The following is a 2,618-nucleotide window of genomic DNA, read 5'->3' on the forward strand; positions in this document are numbered from 1 at the left end:
GCCGACACCGCGGCCCTGACCCAGACCAGCGGCTGCCCGGTGTCGATGGTCACCGGCGAGGAGCTGCTGACCCTGGACGACGGCACCCTCGATGGCCGACTGCCGTTTGTCTTCACCCGCTTGTACCGCACCAGCGCGGTGGACCTGGACATCGGCCTGGGCCGCGGCTGGAGCCATGCCCTGGCGCATCGCCTGTTGCTTGAGGGCGAGCAGGTCATCTGGATCGACCAGGAAAACCGCCGTACGACGTTTCCGCTGCCCAGCGAGCAACGCCCGGCGATCCACAACAGCCTGGCCCGCGCAGCGATTTACCGGGGGGCCGAGCCGGACGAACTGATCATCGCCCAGTCCGGCGAAGGTGCGCTGTTCCTACACTTTCGCGACGGCCATCTGACCGCCCTCAGCGACCGCTACGCCAACCGCCTGACGATCAAGCGCAACATCCACGGCGACATCAGCCGCCTGGACAACGGCGCCGGGCGTGCACTGCGCTTGCGTTACGCGCAGCGTCACCTGGTCGCCATCGACTACCAGAGCTTTCACCCGGCCATCACCCTCGAGGAAGCCTGGCGGACCGAACAGACCCTGGTGGCTTACCGCTACGACGCCCGCTGGCGACTGATCGAGGCCACCAATGCCGCCGGCGAAAGCGAACGCTACGACTACGACGACCAGCACGTCATCCTGCAACGGCAACTGGCCGGCGGTGCGAGTTTCTTCTGGGAATGGCAAGGGGCAGGCCGCGCAGCCCGCTGCGTGCGGCACTGGGCCTCGTTTGCGCAGATGGACAGCCGCTACACCTGGGGCGAGGACGGGCAGGTCACGGTCCAGCACCTGGATGGCAGTCAGGAGGTGTACGTCCACGACGAGCGGGCACGGCTGGTGCGCAAGGTCGAGCCCGATGGCGGCGAGCACCTCAAGGCCTATGACCCCCAGGGCCGGCTGATCGCCGAACAAGACCCGCTGGGCGCCGTCACCGAATACCGCTACGAGGAAGCCGGACGGCTGGTGGCGCTGATTCCGCCGGACGAGGAACCGACGTCCTACGAATACCGCAACGGTTTCCTGCACGCCCGTTCGCGCGGCAAGGCCGTGTGGCAATACCGGCGCAACGCCCAGGGCGATGTGATCGAGGTCATCGATCCGCACGGCCAGAGCACCGGCTATGACTACGACGCCCAAGGACAATTGCTGGCGATCCGTTACCCCGACGGTAGCGAGCATCGGTTTACCCGCAATCAACTGGGCCAACTGACCGAAGAAACCCTGCCTGACACGGGGCGCCGGTGTTTTTCCTACGACGCCTTGGGGCGTTTGCTGACCCGCCAGGACGAACACGGCGCCCTCACGCACTACCAGTGGGACGCGGTGGGCCGCCTGCTCGAAACCACCTTGCCGGGTGGTGCGACCCGCGCCTGGCACTACAACGCCTACGGCAAGGTCACCGCCGAGCGCGATGAGCTGGGGCGGACCACCCGCTATGAATACGCCGACGACCTGCACCTGATCAGCCGTCGGCTCAACCCCGACGGCAGCGAACTGAAATATCGCTACGATTCGGCGCGGCTGTTGCTGACTGAAATCGAAAACGAATCCGGCGAAAAATATCAGCTGGACTACACGCCGAACGGATTGATCCGACAGCAGATCGGCTTTGACGGCCAACGCACCGCCTACGCCTACGACCTCAATGGCCACCTGCTGGAGAAAACCGAGCATGGCGCGGACGGCGCCCAATGGGTCACCCGCTACCAGCGCGACAGGGTCGGGCGACTGCTGGTCAAGACCTTGCCCGACGGCCAGGCCATCGAATACCGCTACGACGGGCTGGGCCGGCTGGTCCACGTCAACGACGGCACCGATCACCCGCTGGCCTTCGAATACGACGCCCAGGACCGGCTGATCAGCGAACACCAGGGCTGGGGCACCCTGCGTTATCGCTACGACGCCTGCGGACGCCTCAACCACCTGCGCCTGCCGGACAACAGCCAGCTCGACTACCACCACGCCCGAGGCGGCGCGCTGACGGCCATCGACCTGAACGGCTCACGCCTCACCGAACACCAGCTCAGTGGCGGGCGCGAACGCCAGCGCCGCCAAGGCCTGCTGCTCAGCCAGTACGACTACGACGAACAGGGCCGGGTCAAGGCCCAGACGGTGTGGCAGAACCAGCAGCAACTGTTCTGGCGCGATTATGCCTACAGCGCCAATGGCAACCTGCAGTCCATTTCCGACAAGCGCAACCGCCGCCATTACCAATACGACCCGCTGGATCGCCTGATCGGCATCGACTATTCCCACAGCGAGCCGCCGGAACACTTCGCCCACGACCCGGCCGGCAACCTGCTGATGCAGGACCGCCCCGGCCCGACCCGCCTCAAGGGCAATCGCCTGCTGATGGAGGGCGACCGCCACTACGACTACGACGCCTTCGGCAACCTGATCCGCGAACGGCGCGGCAAGGCCCAGTGCCTCGTCAGCGAATACCGCTACGACAGCCAACACCGACTGATCGGCGTCACCACGGCGCACGGGCGCGAAACGTCCTACCGCTACGACGCCTTCGGCCGACGCATCAGCAAGACCGTGGACGGCCTGACCACGGAATTTTTCTGGCA

The 2,618-nt window shown here is 65.9% G+C and carries 1 protein-coding gene; it reads left to right on the plus strand.

The window, feature by feature from the left end; genetic code table 11:
• A partial coding sequence (locus PSEUDOMOFG3G_RS05325; RefSeq protein ID WP_139049392.1) for a DUF6531 domain-containing protein occupies positions 1-2,618 on the plus strand: 2,618 nt, incomplete at both ends.

It is taken from the genome of Pseudomonas sp. FG-3G (assembly GCF_901007645.1).
Taxonomy (GTDB): domain Bacteria; phylum Pseudomonadota; class Gammaproteobacteria; order Pseudomonadales; family Pseudomonadaceae; genus Aquipseudomonas; species Aquipseudomonas rhizophila.